Source organism: Sulfitobacter sp. UBA1132, from assembly GCF_002311545.1.
Classification (GTDB): Bacteria; Pseudomonadota; Alphaproteobacteria; order Rhodobacterales; family Rhodobacteraceae; genus Sulfitobacter; species Sulfitobacter pontiacus.
The window spans coordinates 268,287-284,902 of record NZ_DCAN01000006.1 but is presented as its reverse complement, the minus strand read 5'-3'; the positions used below and the strand labels follow the sequence as shown (position 1 = coordinate 284,902).

The following is a 16,616-nucleotide window of genomic DNA, read 5'->3' as shown; positions in this document are numbered from 1 at the left end:
CGCGTAGCAATTCCTTGCGCGGCTTTTGGCATGCAACGGACAAGATGATGTGACATCGCCAAGGCTGCAAAAGCAACCTTCACACCTATCGACGATCAAAACTGAATTTTACGGAAAGCCTTGCACGAACAAGGTGGTACCCAAGGCCGGACTCGAACCGGCACGCCTCGCGGCGGGGGATTTTGAATCCCCTGCGTCTACCATTCCGCCACTTGGGCACAATGGGGGTCTGTTACCGTGCCACGCGCCCCACGGCAAGAGCAATTTTACCGCTTTTGCTTGACCCCGTCCGATTGTTCTGGTGTTGCCATTGAACAGAAAACAATACCGGAGACCGCAGTATGATCCGACGGCTATATGACTGGGTTCTGGGCCTGGCAAACCACCCGCACGCGCTTTGGGCCCTTGCGGTTGTGGCATTCCTTGAAAGCTCTGTTTTTCCCATTCCGCCGGATGTGCTGATGATTCCGATGATCCTTGCGCGCCCGAACCGTGCATGGATGATCGCGGGGATCGCGCTGGTCGCGTCGGTCTTGGGGGGCCTGCTGGGATACGCCATTGGCGCGCTGGCATTTGAACAATTGGGCCAACCGATCCTTGCCAGCCTTGGCAAAGGCGACGCGATGGCGGCATTCTCGGACCGGTTCAACGGCGTCGGCTTCTGGGCTGTGCTGACTGCGGGCGTCACGCCCTTCCCCTACAAGGTGATCACGATCATGTCGGGGTGGACGGGGATGCCACTGGCGACCTTTATCGTGACCTCGATCCTTGCGCGCGCGCTGCGGTTCTTCATCGTGGCGGCGCTGCTGTGGAAATTTGGCGCACCTATCCGCGACTTTATTGAACGCCGTCTGCCTTTGGTATTTACGGTATTTGTCGTGCTGCTGTTCGGCAGCTTCTTCTTGCTGAGGTATCTGTGATGACGCGAAACACCTATGTCCTGATTGCTACGCTGGGGTCTGCTGCGCTGCTGTTGGGGGCCTTTGGGTTCCAACACATCGGCGGCTATGCGCCTTGCAAAATGTGCCTGTGGCAGCGGTGGCCCCATGCGGCGGCGATCCTGATCGGAGTGATCGTTCTCCTTGGTGCGCCGCGTGCGTTGATCTGGCTGGGCGCGCTGTCGGTGGCGATCACGGGGCTGATCGGGGTTTATCATGCGGGGGTGGAATGGAAATTCTGGCCCGGTCCGTCGTCCTGCACAGGCGGCGGTATGGACCTAGGCGCGATGAGCGGCAGCGATCTTCTGTCCACCAGCGCGCCCTCCGGTCTGGTCATGTGTGATGACATCGTATGGCAGCTTTTCGGCCTATCCATGGCGGGTTGGAACGCTGTCATTTGTGCCGTCCTACTGGCGTTCTGGGTCTCTGCCGCGCGCTCGCCGCGCTGAACCATCTTGCAGGCCGCTCTAGGAGGCGGCCTGCCCTGCTTTTCGCGTCTTGAGCAAAAGGCTCGTCTCGCTCGCGACCACCCCGTCGAGCTTGCGGATGCGGGCCAGAACCTCGTCGAACTCCTCAAGCGTTTTGGTGCCGATCTCGACGATCACATCCCATCTGCCATTGGTCGAATGCACGGCACGCAACGCCGCCATACCGGCCAGCGTGCGGGTGATGCGGTCAGCGCCGCGGCCCTCGATCTCGATCATCATCAATCCGCGCACCGGATCGGCACGCACGTCCGAGCGCGTCACGACGGTAAAGCCCAATATCTCTCCACTTTGTTGCAAACGGGCGAGACGCGCGCGCACGGTGGTACGTGACAGCCGCAAGGCCGCCGCCAGATCAGACAGAGACGCCCGCGCGTCGTCGCGCAGCGCTGCCAGAATTGCTTCGTCCGTTGCGTCCATTTTGACTGTCCAGTTTGGTCAAATAATCTCCGATTTGGTCACTTTAGATGATTGTTTCTGACCAGACCAGCTAGATATCGTCGCGGAAACGTTGACGAAAGGATCTCACCCATGTCTGGACAAAACTGTATTCTTCTTGGGGCCCCGCTGGATAGCGGCAAGCGCCGGTTGGGCTGTCTGATGGGCCCCGATGCCTATCGCACCGCAGGATTGGCGGGCGCGCTGACCGATCTGGGCCATAGCGTCACAGACCGTGGCAATGTCGCGCCTGCACCCTTTACCCCCGGCCAGCACCCGAAACTGCACGCGCTTGAGGAAACCATCGCCTGGACTCACAGTCTGGCCGAGGCCACCCAAGCCGCCTTGCAGGACGGTACCCCGATCATCATGGGCGGCGATCATGCGCTTGCCTCCGGCACCGTCCTGGGCGCGATGCGCCATGCGCAGGCGCAGGAACGCCCCCTGTTTGTGCTGTGGCTGGACGCGCATAGCGATTTCCACACGCCCGAAAGCACCGACAGCGGCAACCTGCACGGCACGCCTTTGGGCTATGTGACAGGGCGCGAGGGCTTTGATGCCTTCCCCGATCTGCCCTACCCGCTGCCCCACGATAATATCGCCATCATCGGCCTGCGCTCTGTCGACGCGGCAGAGCGTGCGGCCCTGCAGGAAACCACTATCCAGCGCGTCGACATGCGCGAGATTGACGAGACGGGCATCGCCACGCCGCTGAACACTTTCCTTGAAAAGGTCGCTGCGGCGAACGGGATGCTGCATGTCTCGCTCGATGTGGATTTCCTTGATCCGTCGGTTGCCCCCGCGGTTGGCACGACCGTCCCCGGCGGTGCGACCGTGCGCGAAGGCCATCTGGTAATGGAGATACTGCATGACAGCGGGCTGATGACCTCGCTTGATCTGGTAGAGCTGAACCCCTTCCTGGATGAACGGGGCCGCACCGCGCAGCTGATGGTCGATCTGGCCGCCTCTGCCTTTGGCCGCCGCGTATTCGACCGCCCCACCCGCGCCTATTGATTTGAGTAAAGGACCACGACCATGACCAATCTGACCCCCTCTGACAAGGCGCTGGTGCCCTTCGTTTCCGTCGACAATATGATGAAGCTGATCCACCACATCGGGATTGAACCCATGCTGATCGGGCTTGGGGAGTATATCGAGGCGGATTTCAAACGGTGGGAGCTGTTTGACAAGACCCCGCGCGTTGCCAGCCATTCGGAACAGGGCGTGATCGAGCTGATGCCGACCTCGGACGGCGAGGTCTACGGGTTCAAATACGTGAACGGCCACCCCTCGAACACCGCAGACGGTTTGCAGACCGTGACCGCCTTTGGCCTGCTGGCGAATGTGGCCAACGGTTATCCGGTGTTGCTGTCCGAGATGACGATGCTGACGGCGCTGCGCACGGCGGCAACCTCTGCCGTGGTGGCGCGTCTGCTGGCCCCCAAGGGCGCGCATGTCATGGCGATGATCGGCAACGGGGCGCAATCCGAATTCCAGACCCTCGCGATGAAGGCCATTGTCGGCATCGACGAGGTGCGTCTGTACGACATCGACAAAGATGCCACCGCGAAATGCGCCGCCAATCTGCAAGGTCTGGGCATCAAGGTCGTGCCCTGCGACACCGCGGAAGAAGCGATGCTGGGCGCGCAGATTGTCACCACCTGCACGGCGGACAAGCAATATGCCACCATCCTGACGGATAATATGGTCGGCAGCGGCATCCACATCAACGCCATCGGCGGCGACTGTCCGGGCAAGACCGAGCTTGCCCCCGCGATCCTGCACCGCGCAGGGATTTTTGTGGAATACCCCGAACAGACCCGGATCGAGGGCGAGATACAGCAGCTTGAACCGGATCACCCTGTGACCGAAATCTGGCAGGTGCTGACCGGTCAGGCGCAGGGGCGCACCGACGACAAGCAGATCACCCTGTTCGACAGCGTCGGCTTCGCGATCGAGGATTTCTCGGCGCTGCGCTATGTGCGCGACCAGATCAAAGCGACCGATCTGTTCGCCCCGCTTGACCTGCTGGCCGACCCCGAAGACCCGCGGGATCTGTTCGGCATGTTGCAACGGGCCAAGTAAAGACGAAGTCAGCCTATTTCGGCGCGGTCACATCATGGTGGTACAGCCAGTTGAACGCGCCGACCATCGCCCAGGGTGCAAGGGTGCTGCCCAGTTTTAGCCCCAGATGCGCGGCTGACCGCAAAGGCCCGGGGCGCAAATGATAGCGCGCGGCATTGCCTGCCGCCGCTTTGACGACGCGGGTAACACGGGGTTGGCGCAGGTTTTGATAGCGGGCGAGCGCCTGTTCTGCGGGGTGGTTCAGCACGCTGTCGGCCAGCACCCATGCATCTTCAAGCGCCATATTGGCGCCCTGCGCTAGGAACGGCAGCGTCGGATGCGCGGCATCCCCCAGCAAGACAACCCCGCCCTGATGCCACGTCTGCGCAACCGGATGCAGGTGGAGCCCCCAAAGCGTGCAGGCCTCAACCGCATTGATCATCGCGGCAGCCCGCCCGCCAAAATCCGCAAAAGCATTTCGCAGGTGTGCCGGATCGTCCGCATGGTTCCAGCCTTCGGCGGCCCAACTGTCACGCTCTTCCACCGCGACCAGATTGACCAGCCGCCCGCCGCGCAAAGGGTAGCTGACCAGATGCCGGCCCGGCCCCATGGTGACATGAGCCTCGTCTGGGTGGTTGAAATCATTGCGCACAACGGCGCGCCACGCGACCTGACCGGTGAACTTTGCCTGATCCGCGCCATTCAACACCGCTCGCGCGCGGCTGTGGATCCCGCTGGCATCAACGATCAGCTCTGCCCGCCGGCGCGACCCATCGGTCAGGCGCAGTTGCGGTGTGGCACCGGGGGTCACCTCTGCCACCTCGGCCCCAAGTTCGATCGTCACATTGCCCCGTTTGGCCGCGCCCAGCAGGATGTCCACCAGATCGGCGCGGTGCACGAACATATAGGGATGCGCCCCCTGCCCGCGCATCAGGTCCAACCGCGCCACCCGCGCCCCATCCTTATAATCCTGCAAGACCACCGCCTGCCCGCGCACCGCCGCGCGTTCGGTCAGCTTCGCGTCAAGCCCCATGGCCCGCAACACCGCGATACCGTTAGGGCTGATCTGGAGGCCGGCACCGACCTCGGTGATCGCCGGAGCCTGCTCCAGCAGCGTGACAGCCATGCCGCGGCGTGACAAAGCCGCTGCGGCGGCCAAGCCGCCGATACCCCCACCAATAACGATTGCGTTGCCGATACCCATTTTGCTTTAGCCTGTCTTGCCAGCTTCATACACAAAAGCGCCGGGCTCTCACCGCGGCGCTTTCATTATCATTCTCGCGCAAATGCGATCATTTGCGGCCCGTTACCGGACGATCAATCGTCGCGGTGGACTTTCTCGCGGCGCTCGTGACGTTCTTGCGCCTCAAGGCTCATCGTGGCGATTGGTCGCGCATCCAGACGCTTCAGCGAAATCGGCTCTCCGGTGACGGAGCAGTAGCCGAATTCACCCTCGTCGATGCGGCGCAGCGCCCCGTCGATCTTGCTGACCAGCTTGCGGGCGCGGTCCCGTGTGCGCAGTTCCAGCGCGCGGTCCGTTTCTTCGGAGGCGCGATCGTTCACATCGGGGATGTTGCGTGTCCCGTCTTGCAAGCCCTCGATCGTGTCCCGGCTTCCCGCCAGCAGCTCGGCTTTCCAGTTCAATAGTTTGCGTCTGAAGTATTCGACTTGCCGATCATTCATGAACGGCTCGTCTTCGGCAGGTGTATAACCATCCGCCAAAAAAACTTCCTGCTTCATATCATTCCCCATCGCGGTCTTTAATCCTGTCATGAAGGCGCGTCTCCCGACATCACTCCCGTGGCGTGCATCTAACGCAGCGTTAGCGGATTGTCACTACACAATGCTTATGTTTGTTGGTTTAAGGACCAAGAATAGCGCGTTGAAGAAGGTTGAAAACAAGATGAAATTCCAAGGTACTCAAGATTACGTCGCCACAGATGACCTCACGATTGCGGTGAATGCGGCTGTGACGCTGGAACGACCTCTGCTTGTAAAAGGTGAGCCCGGCACAGGTAAAACGGAACTTGCCCGACAAGTGTCAGCCGCCCTTGGCCTGCCCATGATCGAATGGAACATCAAATCGACCACCCGTGCGCAACAGGGTCTGTACGAATATGACGCCGTCAGCCGCCTGCGCGACAGCCAGCTTGGCGAAGAGCGTGTGCATGATGTGAAAAACTACATCCGCAAGGGCAAGCTGTGGCAGGCGTTTGAGGCCGAAGGCAAAACCGTGTTGCTGATCGACGAGATCGACAAGGCTGACATCGAATTTCCCAACGACCTTTTGCAAGAGCTCGATAAGATGGAGTTCTTCGTCTACGAGACTGGCGAGACGATCAAAGCCGAAAACCGCCCCATCGTCATCATCACCTCGAACAATGAAAAAGAGCTGCCCGACGCCTTTTTGCGCCGCTGCTTCTTCCACTACATCCAGTTCCCCGAGATGGACACGCTGCGCAAGATCGTCGAGGTCCACCACCCCGGCATCAAGGAATCCCTGTTGACCACGGCGCTGACCCAATTCTACGAAATCCGCGAACAGCAAGGGCTGAAGAAAAAACCATCCACGTCGGAAGTGCTGGATTGGCTCAAGCTGTTGCTGGCCGAAGATATGGATGCCGCCGATCTGAAAAAAGACGGCAAGTCCGCCCTGCCAAAGTTGCACGGTGCGCTGCTGAAAAACGAACAAGACGTGCATCTGTTCGAACGGCTTGCTTTCATGGCACGCGCGCAAAAGTGACCCCAAAGGGGCGCGGTGCGCCGCGCCCTGATCCCGCATAAAGCGAATATCCAACCGCCCGCGCGTTATTTCACGGCTGCAAACGCGCCCGTCCTATTTGTGACGTCTAAGCAACGATGGTCATAAGCCTGCCTTATTTGTTAACATTTTTCTCTGTTTTGACATGGTTGCTCCCTAGAATGGTCTGGATGGCGGGCGAAAAACACCTGTAATCAGCTCAAAAGGGCAGTCAGGTAGATGATGGATATGATTTTTGCACCGTTCGTGCGCCGCGTGTTGGAGACTGTTAAAGTTGTCCTTGCGGTCCCTGCACCTGCCACAACGGGGTCGCATCCATGAAGAAATACCTTTTGCTGCCCTTGATGCTGGCGATCAGCGCCTGCGTTCCGGCCTCGCATCCCGGTGTGGTGACCCGCGCCGCGATGGAACCCGCCTCAACCTCTTCTTTGCCCGCGATGAAACGGTTCACCGTGCATCAATCGCTGCCGGCACCGCGCTCCAACAACGACCTCAGCCTCGATTTTATCGAACTGTCGTTCCGCATGGAAAGCGGCAAGGAGCTGCCCGTTTTCACCCGTTTCGAAGGTCCGGTCACCGTGCGCGTCATCGGTGCGCCGCCCCCGACCCTTGGCCCCGATCTGACCGCGCTGCTCAATCGCTTGCGGCAAGAGGCCCGGATCGACATCAGCCCCACCAGCGGCCCGAATGCCAATATCACCGTCGAAGCTGTCAGCCGTCGCACCATCAGCAAGGTGCTGCCCCAGGCCGCATGTTTTGTGGCCCCGAATGTCAGCAGCCTTGATGAATATAAGAAAGTCCGCCGCACCGCGCAGACCAACTGGTCCTTGCTGAAAACCCGCAGCCGCGTGTCGATCTTCATCCCGAATGACGCCAGCCCGCAAGAGGTCCGCGATTGTCTGCACGAAGAACTGGCCCAAGCGCTTGGCCCTCTCAACGATCTGTATCGCCTGCCGGATTCCGTCTTTAACGACGACAATGTGCATACGGTGCTGACCGGATTTGATATGATGATCCTGCGCGCCTACTACGATCCGGCGCTGCGGTCGGGCATGACACGGGGTCAGGTGGCAAACGCCCTGCCGGGTATTCTGGCACGGATCAATCCGGGCGGCACATCGACCAAAGCACGCTTCCTGACCCGCACCCCCCGCGCCTGGAATGCCGCCGTTCAGGGCGCGCTCGGGCCCGGACGCTCCAGCGGGCAACGCCAGGACGCGGCCTATAGCGCCATCAAGATCGCACAAAGCCTGGGCTGGCAGGATCACCGCCGCGCGTTTGCCCATTACGCCATGGGGCGCGCATTGCAATCAGGTGATGCTGAAGCCGCGCATGAACAATACAAGATGTCCGATCTCTTCTACGCCCGCACCCCCGGCACCGATCTGCACCGCGCCTATGTGGCGACGCAGCTTGGGGCCTATTCGGTCTCAAAGGGTCAGGGTGCCGAAGCGCTACGTCTGATCGCGCCGCATATCGACACCGCACGCCGACGCGAGAACGCCGCCCTGCTCAGCACCCTGCTGTTGCTGCGTGCCGAAGCGCTCGAGCTTGAAAACCGCGCGGCCGAGGCACAGGCCGTCAGGCTGGACAGTTTGGGCTGGGCACGGTACGGATTTGGCTCTGACTGGGCTGTGCGGGCCAAAATGCGCGAGATCGCGTCGCTTAACCCGCTCAAATAACTAGCGAAATGGGTTAAAATGATCGTCATACTTCTCGCCGTGATCGGCGCTGTTATCGGGGGGCTGACCGCCCGTAAACGCAACGGCAACCGCAAGGATATCGCACAATACGCGGCCGGGTTTGCGATGGCCTTTATCATCGTCGGCATGATCCTTACAGTCGTTCTGGACCGAGTCCTAACCGGAGCGTAATTCATGTTTCTGCCGTTCTTTGACCAACTGCGCCAACACAAGGTGCCGGTGTCCATGCGCGAGTTTCTCGCCTTTCTCGACGGGATGGCAGCCGGGCTCGCGACCTATGATGTCGATGCCTTCTACTATCTCGCGCGCACCAGCATGGTCAAAGACGAACGCAACATCGATAAATTCGACCGCGCCTTTGCAGCCGCGTTCTCGGGCCTTGAAAACATCAGCCTCGACGATGTGATGGAGGCCGTGGACATCCCGCACGAGTGGCTGGAGAAAATGGCCGAAAAGCACCTCACCCCCGAGGAAAAGGCCGAGATCGAGGCCGCGGGCGGTTTTGACAAGCTGATGGAGACGCTGCGCAAACGGCTCGAGGAACAGAAAGGCCGCCATCAGGGGGGCAATAAATGGGTCGGCACCGCAGGCACCTCGCCCTTCGGCGCCTATGGCTACAACCCCGAAGGCGTGCGCATCGGCCAGAATGAATCGCGCCACCAGCGCGCGGTCAAGGTCTGGGACAAACGCGAATTCAAGAACCTCGACGACACGGTCGAACTGGGCACCCGCAACATCAAGGTCGCGCTGAAACGTCTGCGCCGGTGGGCACGCGACGGCGCCAATGACGAACTTGATCTGGGCGGCACCATCCGTGCGACGGCTGAACATGGCTACCTCGATGTCAAAACCCGACCCGAGCGGCGCAACGCGGTCAAGGTGCTGCTGTTCTTGGATGTGGGTGGTTCGATGGACCCGCATATCAAAACCGTCGAAGAACTGTTCAGCGCCGCCAAGTCCGAATTCAAACACCTCGAACACTTCTACTTCCACAACTGCCTGTATGAAGGCGTCTGGCGTGACAATCGCCGCCGCTGGACGGAACAGCTGGACACGATGGAAGTGCTGCGCACCTACGGGCCGGATTACAAATGCATTTTCGTGGGCGACGCGTCCATGTCCCCTTACGAAATCGCCTACCCCGGTGGCGCCAATGAACACTGGAACGCCGAGGCCGGATCGGTCTGGCTTTCACGCGCGCGCGAACAATGGAACAGCAACCTCTGGATCAACCCGATCCCCGAGAAATACTGGCCCTACACACAATCCATCAAGATGGTGCAGGAAATCTTTGGCGCAGAGGCAATGGTGCCCATGACCCTCGAAGGGCTGAGCCGCGGGATGAAGACGCTGACCCGGTAATCAGCCGCCACCCCACCACAGATCGGAACATTCCACCGCGCCCCCGCGTTTTCACCATGAACCCAAATGGTGAAAGGAATTCCCATGATCAAGAAATCAGGCTCCGCAAAATGGACAGGCAACCTCAAAGAGGGCAAAGGCCATGTCTCCACCCAGACCGGCGTGATCAGCGACCAGCCCTACGGCTTTAACACCCGTTTCGAAGGCAAAGACGGCACCAACCCCGAAGAGCTGATCGGCGCGGCCCATGCGTCCTGTTTCTCCATGGCGCTGTCAATGATCCTTGAAGACTACGATCTGGTCGCCGATAGCATCGAAACCAAGGCCACGGTCTTCCTTGAACAAAAAGACGGCGGCTTCCATGTGCCGAAGATTCACCTTGATGTGGAATGTGTCATCCCCAACGCCACACAAGAGCAATTTGAAGAGGCGACCAAAACCGCCAAGGAAAATTGCCCCATCTCCAAATTGATGAGCGCCGAAATCACGATGGACGCAAAACTGTCCTGATCCTGCCTCAGGGGCCGCTCGCGCTCGCGGCCCCTACCACGCCCACTTCACCCTTTTCCCAAATACTCATTCCACCCTTGCACCCCGCGCCCCCCCGTCCATATTGGATACATGATCCGCATCCTCCCCATCCTTCTCGCCGTGCTCTACGGGCTTGCCATGTATCGCTTTTCCGCTTGGCGCACCGCGAAGGAACTGGACGAAAAATCGACAGAACTGCTCGACCCTGCCCTGCGCGAGATGACATCGAAGCTGGCCAGCGCCCTCGATCTGCCGCGGATCAAGGTCCACATCTACGAAGTCGCACCCGTCAACGGTCTTGCCGCCCCCGATGGGCGTATCTTCATTACCCGCGGTTTTTACGAGAAATTCAAATCCGGTGCCGTCACCGCCGAGGAGCTCGCGAGTGTGATTGCACATGAGCTCGGCCATGTGGCCTTGGGGCATTCACGACGACGGATGATCGATTTTTCCGGCCAGAACGCCATGCGCGCGGCGCTTGGGATGATCTTGGGGCGTATCCTCCCCGGTGTCGGTATCTGGATCGCCAATATGCTGGCGACGCTCCTGGCCGCGCGCCTGTCGCGCAGCGATGAATACGAGGCGGACGCCTATGCCGCCGCCCTGCTAACCAAAGCGGGTATCGGCATCGCGCCACAAATTTCCTTGTTCGAGAAGCTGGAGGCACTGACCCAAAGCAACCACGGCACCGCCCCCGCCTGGCTGCTGAGCCACCCGAAGACGGCAGACAGGATCGGCGCGCTCACGGCGCTGCAATCCGCCTGGGACCGTTAACCAAGCGCCTTTGCCAGCCGCGGCAGCCGTGCTTTCTTCAGCAACGGTCGCATTTCCCACGGATGGCCTGACAGGCGGCGTGCCTCTTCCAGAACATGTGCGGCGACCGCTTCCATCACCTGCGGCTGCGCCAGCCAGACGCCGTGTAAGTAGCTGTCGGGATCGACCCGCGCCAACCCCTCTTCAGCCAAGGTGCCACGGGGGAAATCCTTGGCATTCAGCGTCATGATAATATCGGCATGGCCGGTGATCGCGGCGGCCAGCACGTGCACGTCGTTTTCATCCGGCAGGTACAGCCGTGCCGCCACACCGGGGCTTGGGGGCACTTCCGCCTTGGGCCAGGCGGCGCGCAGTAAGGCGATCTCTGCGCGGGCCTGTGCCTCGCCCTCGGGGCCAAGCTTGATCGCGGCGCGCGCCCATTCTTCCAACAGGCGCGCGGACCACAGCGGTTCAAACACCCCCGCCCGCGCCGCGCCCATCACCATCTCGCGCATAACGGTGGGATAGAGCACGCAGGCGTCAATCAGGATGCGCAGCGCCATTTACAGGCGGAAGAACAACGACTTGAGGTATCCCGTCTCGGCCAGTTGCGGCAGCTGCGGGTGGTCAGGTCCGGCGAAACCGGTGTGCAGCAGCGCCGCGCGCCGTCCCGCACGACCGATACCGCGCACAGATGCGGTGCGGAACTGCGTCAGATCCGCCGCATGGGAACAGGAACACAGACCCAGCACGCCGTTTTCGGCCACCAGTTGCGCCGCCAGACGCGCCACACGTTCATAGGCGCGCAGACCGGCTTCAAGCGCGGGTTTACCGGGGGCAAAGGCGGGCGGATCGCAGATCACCACGTCGAACTCTTTGCCCTCGGCCCGCAGTGCTGTCAGGATGTCAAAGGCGTCGCCTTGGCGCGTGGCAAAACGGTCTGTGACGCCCATAGCCTCTGCGCCCTGCTGCGCCAGCTCAAGCGCGGGTGCCGATCCGTCGACCGCAACCGCAGAAGACGCGCCATGTGCCAGCGCGGCGAGTGAGAAGCCGCCAACATGGGCGAAGACATCCAGCACGCGTTTGCCTTTGGACAGGTTCGCCGCGAAGGCGTGGTTCGGGCGTTGGTCGTAGAACAGGCCGGTTTTCTGGCCGCCGGTGAGGTCAGCCATATAGATAGCACCGTTCATCGGCACTTGCACAGGCGCGCTTGGGGCCTCGCCATGCAGCACACCGCTTACGTCATCCAGCCCTTCAAGGCTGCGGGTCCGGCCCGACGCGTTCTTGAGCACATGGCGCACGCCGGTTTGTTCCACCAGCGCTGCTGTCAGCGCATTGATATGCACATCGGCCCATGCGGCGTTGGCCTGAATGACGGCCGTATCGCCAAAGCGGTCGATCACCACACCGGGCAACCCATCGGCTTCGGCGTGGATCAACCGGTAAAAGGGCGCGTCATACATCTGGTCACGCAGTTGCACGGCGCGGTTGATATGGGCCTCGAACCAGTTCTGGTTCACCACGGCTTGCGCGTTCTGGTCCAGCATCCGGCAGAAGATCTTGGAGGCCGGGTTCACCGCGACCACCCCCATCACCTGACGGGCGCTGTCTTCCAGCAGCGCGAGACTGCCGGGCGCAAGCGCCTTGGTGCGGCGGTCGGTGACCATTTCATTGGCATAAACCCAGGGAAACCCGTGCCGGATGGCGCGGGCATTTGCCTTGGGCAGCAGGCGCACCACAGGCAAATCGGAAGGGTCGGTCGAAGCGGGAGGGGAAAGGGGCGTTGTCATACCGCCCCCATTAGTCGGTTCCGCGCGTTTGGGGAAGCGCAGAGTTCGACTGCTGCCTCAATAGGCGGCAAGTTTCGTGCGTTTATAGCTGCCCGGTGTGGCGAGCTGCTGTTCAATCGCACGGGCCAGATCATGGATCATCACCGCATTGTCCGGCTGCGCCTCTGCGACGGGGGGCGCAAAGCTGCTCAGCTCTACCGCGACCTGACGGGGCTCGGCCAACGGGTTGCCATTGCGGGCATCGACAACGGTCAGGATAAACTCTGCCGACGGGGCTTCCGAGGCGGGGTTATAGAACCGCAAGACCTCGACCTCCAGCGCGGCGGGCACGGGACCATAGGCGGTCACTGCCCCCTGGCGGATCGCGGCCTCGAAGATCGCGCGCACCTGATCGCGGCGGTCAGTGTCTGCTTCGCCATGCCAGACGATGTCAGCCGATTGCAGCAGGCTTGGCGCTTGTGCGACCCGCAGGTGATCGGGCACAGAGACGTTGGTGTGCTGGATATGCACCGCGTCCAGCAACGTATCGGGCTGGTAGGCGTTGAGATTGTCCAGCAAGGACATGCGGGTCGAGGATGTGTCATACATCGCATTCCGGCTGGCAATATCCGCCGGTGCACAACCGGACACGGCAGCGGCACAGGCCAAAGCGATCAACAGTTTATGATGTTTCATTTACCCCTCCAAAAGCTGCTGACGATACGGATTGTGCAGCCATGTAACGGTAATGCTGCTCAATTAAGGCAGGAATGGGGCGAGAATGTTCAAAACCTAAGGCATCATTAGGGTATTTCGGCACGTTTGCGCCTTAATGTCGGCCTGTCTAGCTGCGCGGTCGGGTGCGCCAGCCGCCGCGCCGCCGGGGCGTGGCCATGTCAATCAACCCCTCTTGCATCACTTCGGTCATGGGATGGTCTTGGTTCTCTGCTGTCACGCTGTCCAACAAGGCGCGCAGGGCGGCTTTGGTATCCGCTTCCGCTGGCAGGCTGAGCGCCCAATCCAGAAAGATTGACCGACACTCCGCCTGGGTGATCCCCTCTATGCGGTAGGATTCAAAGATCAGCCCTTTGGGATCGTTGGGGTCCCCTTTGCTCATGTCGCGCCCCCGTCCGCCTTATCTACGTAAGCGGCAAGTGCATCGGCGATGATCGTCGCGGCCTGATCGTAGCTTTGCGCGAGATGCGCGTGCAGTTCTTCGGGCGTGTCCACATCGAGGGAGCGGCACAGAAACCGCAAACCCGCCTGCCCCAGAGAATCCTCGCGCAGGACAGAGGATGACAGCAACCGCGTCGCGGATTGCAGCGCCCAACAGCTGCGGTAGACGCGGCGCAGCACCGCTGCCTGATCGGCGGTGATGACGTTCTGCGCCTCCGCATCCCCAAGCGCAGAGGTGATATCCCGCGCCGTGGTGCCCGCCAGCAAGGCCCCGGCCTGCGCCAGCAATTCGATATCCTGCAAGCGCCCCGGCCCGTTCTTGGCATCCCAGATGCCGCCGGCCACCTTGGCTGTTGCCAGACGTGCGCGCATCGCCGCGACCTCGTGCAGGGTATCGGCACGGTCGCGCGAACGGGCGAGCACCCTGTCGCACAGGCGCGCAACATCCTGCATCAGATCATCGGGGCCGGTCACACAATCGGCGCGGGTTAGGGCCAGATGCTCCCACACCCAGGCCTGCCCCATCTGATAGCTTTCAAAACTCGCTAAACTGGTCGCCACCGGCCCCTGCGTCCCAGACGGGCGCAAGCGCATGTCCACTTCGTAGAGCTTGCCTTGGGCCATCGGCGCGGTCATCGCGGTGATCATCGCCTGCGTCAACCGCGCATAATACAGCCGCGACGCCAGCGGGCGCTTGCCGTCAGAGCTTTCGACGCCAGCGGAATCGTAAACCACGATCATATCCAGATCAGAGGCAGCGGTCAGGCGGCGCGCGCCAAGTGACCCCATCCCGACCAGCACCGCACCGCGCCCGGGCGGCGGCCCGTGACGGCGCGAGAATTCGTCGATCACCACCGGCCAGAGCCCGCGCAACACCGCCCGCGCCAGATCGGCATATTGCGCCCCAACCGTCGCGGCATCAATCAGCCCGCGCAGGTGATGCACCCCGATCCGGAAATGCCATTCCTTGGCCCATCGACGACAGGTATCCAGCCGCGCCTCATAATCCTCTTCGGCCTCCAGCACCTCTGTCAGACTGTCGACCAAAGCGTCCTCTGCCGGCCATTCGCTGAAGAAATCCCCACCTATCACCGCGTCGAACACCTGCGCATTGCGCGACAGATAGGCAGCGAGCGCGGGTGACGCGCTGACAATATCAACAAGCAAATCAGAGAGTTGCGGGTTGATCTTCAACAAGGAGAATAACTGCACCCCCGCGGGCAGCCCGCCAAGAAAGCCGTCAAAGGCCAGCAATGCCTCGTCCGGTTTGGTGGCCCGTGCGAGACGCGCCAGCAATCCAGGTTTCAGCTCTGCAAAAAGCTCCGCCCCCCGGGCGCTGCGCAAGGCGGGGTAGTTCAGCCAACGGTCCACAATCGCGGCGTCAAAGACATGTTCCTCGGGCGGGGCAGCCGCTTCAGGGCTTGAGGTCGAGCCCGCAAAGAACCCTTCGGTCAGTTGGTGGACCTCTTCCAGCCGCCGTTCAAGGTCACTGCGCAGCGCGGGGACATCCATATCCATCATCGCGGCCAGCCGGTCGAACCCCTCTTCCGTTTGGGGCAACGTATGGGTCTGGGCGTCTCGGATCATCTGGACGCGGTGTTCCACGGTACGATGCGCACGGTAGTGATCGCACAGCGTCTCGGCCACTTCTGAGGGGATCCATTCCTTTTCCGCCAGCACGGCCATGCCTTCGCAGGTGCCGCGCACGCGCAGATCTGCGTCGCGCCCACCGGCGATCAGCTGACGGGTCTGGGTGAAGAATTCGATCTCGCGGATACCGCCGCGCCCCAGCTTCATATTGTGCCCCGAAAGCGAGACACTGCCCCCCAACCCTTTGTGCTCGCGGATCGCAAGGCGCATGTCATGGGCGTCCTGTATCGCGGCAAAATCCAGATGCTTGCGCCAGACGAAGGGCCGCAGCACCGAAAGGAACTGATCACCCGCCGCCAGATCGCCCGCCGCAGGGCGTGCCTTGATATAGGCGGCACGCTCCCATGTGCGGCCCAGACTTTCGTAATACCGTTCTGCCGCTTCCATCGCGATGCACACGGGCGTCACACCGGAATCGGGTCGCAACCGCAGGTCTGTGCGAAAGACATAGCCCTCGCCCGTGAGATCATTGAGCGTCCCGCTCATCGCGCGGGTGGCGCGGACAAAGGCTGTGCGGGCGTCGTGAAAATCGCTGGCGTCAAAACGCGTTTCGTCGAACAGGCAGATCAGATCGATATCGGACGAATAATTCAGCTCGCGTGCGCCCATCTTGCCCATAGCCAGCACGACCATGCCTGCGCCGCTGTCGGCGTCCTCTTCCGTCATGCCGGGCAGCTTGCCGCGTTTGATCTGCGCTTTCAGCCCTGCGGTCAGCGCGGCTTGGGCGGCGGCGTCGGCAAAATCGGTCAGCGCGCCGGTCACCTCCTCCAGCGACCAAGCCCCCGCCAGATCAGCCAGCCCCGTCATCAGCGCCACGCGCCGCTTGCCCTGCCGTAGATGACTGGACAACTGGTCCGGGGGCACCGCGCCCGCGCTGTCGATCACCTGCTGCACCGCCCCTGCGGGATCATCGAAAGCCGCATGACACCAGTCGGTTTCCTTTTGCATCAACCCCAGAAGATAGGGCGACGTCGATCCCGCCCCTG

At 61.5% G+C, this 16,616-nt stretch carries 18 protein-coding genes and 1 tRNA gene; 10 read left to right on the top strand and 9 right to left on the bottom strand.

Going from position 1 to position 16,616, the window contains the following annotated elements:
• Positions 1-134: 134 nt before the first annotated feature.
• Positions 135-218: transfer RNA gene (locus tag B4F27_RS05200), tRNA-Leu, on the bottom strand.
• A 123-nt stretch (positions 219-341) separates the two neighbouring features.
• Here B4F27_RS05200 and B4F27_RS05195 point away from each other — a divergent pair.
• Positions 342-920, top strand: a complete 579-nt coding sequence (locus B4F27_RS05195; RefSeq protein ID WP_132996653.1) for a YqaA family protein — start codon at positions 342-344, stop codon at positions 918-920.
• On the top strand, positions 920-1,387 hold the full coding sequence (locus B4F27_RS05190) for a disulfide bond formation protein B (protein ID WP_286759053.1): 468 nt from the start codon (positions 920-922) through the stop codon (positions 1,385-1,387). Before B4F27_RS05195 ends, B4F27_RS05190 begins: the two co-directional genes overlap by 1 nt.
• Positions 1,388-1,405: 18 nt before the next feature.
• Here B4F27_RS05190 and B4F27_RS05185 read toward each other — a convergent pair whose 3' ends face one another.
• Entirely contained in the window at positions 1,406-1,843 is a 438-nt protein-coding gene (locus B4F27_RS05185) for an Lrp/AsnC family transcriptional regulator (protein WP_286759052.1), read from the bottom strand.
• A gap of 111 nt (positions 1,844-1,954) precedes the next feature.
• Here B4F27_RS05185 and rocF point away from each other — a divergent pair, with 111 nt between their 5' ends.
• Positions 1,955-2,875 carry an arginase gene (rocF, locus tag B4F27_RS05180; RefSeq protein WP_286759051.1) on the top strand — a complete coding sequence of 307 codons (921 nt, stop codon included), beginning with the start codon at positions 1,955-1,957 and terminating at the stop codon, positions 2,873-2,875.
• Between the two features lie 21 nt (positions 2,876-2,896).
• On the top strand, positions 2,897-3,946 hold the full coding sequence (locus B4F27_RS05175; protein ID WP_286759050.1) for an ornithine cyclodeaminase: 1,050 nt from the start codon (positions 2,897-2,899) through the stop codon (positions 3,944-3,946).
• Positions 3,947-3,959: 13 nt separating this feature from the next.
• On the opposite strand, the gene B4F27_RS05170 is transcribed toward B4F27_RS05175, so the two are convergent.
• Both B4F27_RS05170 and dksA read right to left on the bottom strand, forming a co-directional pair.
• Positions 3,960-5,129, bottom strand: a complete 1,170-nt coding sequence (locus B4F27_RS05170; protein WP_286759049.1) for an FAD-dependent monooxygenase — start codon at positions 5,127-5,129, stop codon at positions 3,960-3,962.
• Positions 5,130-5,242: 113 nt separating this feature from the next.
• Entirely contained in the window at positions 5,243-5,665 is a 423-nt protein-coding gene (dksA, locus tag B4F27_RS05165) for an RNA polymerase-binding protein DksA (protein WP_037945012.1), read from the bottom strand.
• Between the two features lie 163 nt (positions 5,666-5,828).
• Here dksA and B4F27_RS05160 point away from each other — a divergent pair, with 163 nt between their 5' ends.
• The 6 genes from B4F27_RS05160 to B4F27_RS05135 all read left to right on the top strand — a co-directional run bounded on the left by B4F27_RS05160 (position 5,829) and on the right by B4F27_RS05135 (position 11,056).
• Complete coding sequence (locus B4F27_RS05160) at positions 5,829-6,668, top strand: AAA family ATPase (protein WP_037945011.1); 840 nt, start codon at positions 5,829-5,831, stop codon at positions 6,666-6,668.
• A gap of 335 nt (positions 6,669-7,003) precedes the next feature.
• Positions 7,004-8,368 carry a DUF2927 domain-containing protein gene (locus B4F27_RS05155; RefSeq protein ID WP_005853333.1) on the top strand — a complete coding sequence of 455 codons (1,365 nt, stop codon included), beginning with the start codon at positions 7,004-7,006 and terminating at the stop codon, positions 8,366-8,368.
• 18 nt (positions 8,369-8,386) lie between these two features.
• A complete protein-coding gene (locus tag B4F27_RS05150; RefSeq protein ID WP_005853331.1) occupies positions 8,387-8,560 on the top strand; it encodes a hypothetical protein in 174 nt (57 codons plus the stop codon).
• Between the two features lie 3 nt (positions 8,561-8,563).
• Positions 8,564-9,751, top strand: a complete 1,188-nt coding sequence (locus B4F27_RS05145) for a vWA domain-containing protein (RefSeq protein WP_009826960.1) — start codon at positions 8,564-8,566, stop codon at positions 9,749-9,751.
• Positions 9,752-9,835: 84 nt separating this feature from the next.
• Complete coding sequence (locus tag B4F27_RS05140; RefSeq protein WP_286759048.1) at positions 9,836-10,261, top strand: OsmC family protein; 426 nt, start codon at positions 9,836-9,838, stop codon at positions 10,259-10,261.
• A 111-nt stretch (positions 10,262-10,372) separates the two neighbouring features.
• On the top strand, positions 10,373-11,056 hold the full coding sequence (locus B4F27_RS05135; protein WP_286699081.1) for a M48 family metalloprotease: 684 nt from the start codon (positions 10,373-10,375) through the stop codon (positions 11,054-11,056).
• Here the strand turns inward: B4F27_RS05135 and B4F27_RS05130 are convergent.
• The 5 genes from B4F27_RS05130 to B4F27_RS05110 all read right to left on the bottom strand — a co-directional run.
• Positions 11,053-11,598 carry an RSP_2648 family PIN domain-containing protein gene (locus tag B4F27_RS05130; protein ID WP_037944182.1) on the bottom strand — a complete coding sequence of 182 codons (546 nt, stop codon included), beginning with the start codon at positions 11,596-11,598 and terminating at the stop codon, positions 11,053-11,055. The genes B4F27_RS05135 and B4F27_RS05130 overlap by 4 nt on opposite strands.
• On the bottom strand, positions 11,599-12,825 hold the full coding sequence (locus tag B4F27_RS05125) for an RSP_2647 family RNA methyltransferase (protein ID WP_286759047.1): 1,227 nt from the start codon (positions 12,823-12,825) through the stop codon (positions 11,599-11,601).
• Between the two features lie 57 nt (positions 12,826-12,882).
• The gene (locus B4F27_RS05120) at positions 12,883-13,500 is read right to left on the bottom strand and encodes a DUF6778 family protein (protein WP_005853320.1); all 618 of its coding nucleotides are present in this window, start codon (positions 13,498-13,500) and stop codon (positions 12,883-12,885) included.
• A gap of 148 nt (positions 13,501-13,648) precedes the next feature.
• The gene (locus tag B4F27_RS05115; RefSeq protein WP_286759046.1) at positions 13,649-13,921 is read right to left on the bottom strand and encodes a hypothetical protein; all 273 of its coding nucleotides are present in this window, start codon (positions 13,919-13,921) and stop codon (positions 13,649-13,651) included.
• Positions 13,918-16,616, bottom strand: a 2,699-nt coding sequence (locus B4F27_RS05110; protein WP_286759045.1) for a bifunctional [glutamine synthetase] adenylyltransferase/[glutamine synthetase]-adenylyl-L-tyrosine phosphorylase, incomplete at its 5' end; no start/stop codon positions are given. The genes B4F27_RS05110 and B4F27_RS05115, both read right to left, overlap by 4 nt.

Coding starts and splice junctions, on each gene's coding strand:
- B4F27_RS05115 (WP_286759046.1), bottom strand. CDS start 13,921: ATGAGCAAAGGGGACCCCAACGATCCCAAAGGGCTGATCTTTGAATCC.
- B4F27_RS05125 (WP_286759047.1), bottom strand. CDS start 12,825: ATGACAACGCCCCTTTCCCCTCCCGCTTCGACCGACCCTTCCGATTTG.
- B4F27_RS05185 (WP_286759052.1), bottom strand. CDS start 1,843: ATGGACGCAACGGACGAAGCAATTCTGGCAGCGCTGCGCGACGACGCG.
- B4F27_RS05120 (WP_005853320.1), bottom strand. CDS start 13,500: ATGAAACATCATAAACTGTTGATCGCTTTGGCCTGTGCCGCTGCCGTG.
- B4F27_RS05160 (WP_037945011.1), top strand. CDS start 5,829: ATGAAATTCCAAGGTACTCAAGATTACGTCGCCACAGATGACCTCACG.
- B4F27_RS05145 (WP_009826960.1), top strand. CDS start 8,564: ATGTTTCTGCCGTTCTTTGACCAACTGCGCCAACACAAGGTGCCGGTG.
- B4F27_RS05130 (WP_037944182.1), bottom strand. CDS start 11,598: ATGGCGCTGCGCATCCTGATTGACGCCTGCGTGCTCTATCCCACCGTT.
- B4F27_RS05175 (WP_286759050.1), top strand. CDS start 2,897: ATGACCAATCTGACCCCCTCTGACAAGGCGCTGGTGCCCTTCGTTTCC.
- B4F27_RS05135 (WP_286699081.1), top strand. CDS start 10,373: ATGATCCGCATCCTCCCCATCCTTCTCGCCGTGCTCTACGGGCTTGCC.
- dksA (WP_037945012.1), bottom strand. CDS start 5,665: ATGAAGCAGGAAGTTTTTTTGGCGGATGGTTATACACCTGCCGAAGAC.
- B4F27_RS05140 (WP_286759048.1), top strand. CDS start 9,836: ATGATCAAGAAATCAGGCTCCGCAAAATGGACAGGCAACCTCAAAGAG.
- B4F27_RS05155 (WP_005853333.1), top strand. CDS start 7,004: ATGAAGAAATACCTTTTGCTGCCCTTGATGCTGGCGATCAGCGCCTGC.
- B4F27_RS05170 (WP_286759049.1), bottom strand. CDS start 5,129: ATGGGTATCGGCAACGCAATCGTTATTGGTGGGGGTATCGGCGGCTTG.
- B4F27_RS05150 (WP_005853331.1), top strand. CDS start 8,387: ATGATCGTCATACTTCTCGCCGTGATCGGCGCTGTTATCGGGGGGCTG.
- rocF (WP_286759051.1), top strand. CDS start 1,955: ATGTCTGGACAAAACTGTATTCTTCTTGGGGCCCCGCTGGATAGCGGC.
- B4F27_RS05195 (WP_132996653.1), top strand. CDS start 342: ATGATCCGACGGCTATATGACTGGGTTCTGGGCCTGGCAAACCACCCG.
- B4F27_RS05190 (WP_286759053.1), top strand. CDS start 920: ATGACGCGAAACACCTATGTCCTGATTGCTACGCTGGGGTCTGCTGCG.